This window comes from Mesorhizobium sp. M7A.F.Ca.CA.001.10.2.1 (assembly GCF_003998575.1).
Classification (GTDB): Bacteria; Pseudomonadota; Alphaproteobacteria; order Rhizobiales; family Rhizobiaceae; genus Mesorhizobium.
In genome coordinates this window covers 1-616 of the sequence record NZ_RZQY01001262.1, presented here as the reverse complement: position 1 = coordinate 616, position 616 = coordinate 1, and the positions used below count along the sequence as shown (strand labels likewise).

At 63.3% G+C, this 616-nt stretch carries 1 protein-coding gene; it reads right to left on the bottom strand.

All coding sequences use genetic code 11. The features are described 5' to 3' along the window. The coding region (locus EN964_RS36530; protein ID WP_127277595.1) for an MFS transporter at positions 1 to 551 on the bottom strand (551 nt) is incomplete at its 3' end. Positions 552 to 616 lie beyond the last annotated feature (65 nt).

Genomic DNA, 616 nt, shown 5'->3' with positions numbered 1-616 from the left:
TCCTTGAGCGAGGTTGCGAGCAGCACCGTGGCAAGGGCGGCCGCGCCCGTCACCGTCCAGAACACGGCGCGCCAGCCGAAACTCTCGATGATCACGCTGCCGGTCAGCGGCGCCAGGATCGGCGACACCGAGAACACCAGCATCAGCAAGGACATCAGCTTGGCGGCCTCATTGCCGGTGTGCAGGTCGCGCACAATGGCGCGCGGAACGGCCATGCCGGCGCTGGCGCCAAGCCCTTGCAGGAAACGGAAAGCGATCAGCCATTCGATGGTCGGCGCCATTGCCGAACCGATGCCGCCAACCATGAACAGCGCAAGGCCGCCATAAAGCGGCAGCTTGCGGCCGACCATGTCGGAGATCGGCCCGACGACGATCTGGCCAAAACCCATCGACAGGAAGAAGATCAACAGGCTCATCTGCACGGCAGCGGTGCTGGCATGCAGATCCGCGCCGATCGACGGCAACGCGGGCAGATACATGTCGATGGCGAACGGGCCGATGGCGGACAACAAGCCGAGCACGACCGCGATGCGGAGGAATTTGGGACTCATGATAAAGGCTTCTTTCAAATCTGGTTGCCGCCGCCAGGCGACGTCTAACCTAGGACGTTCCATCC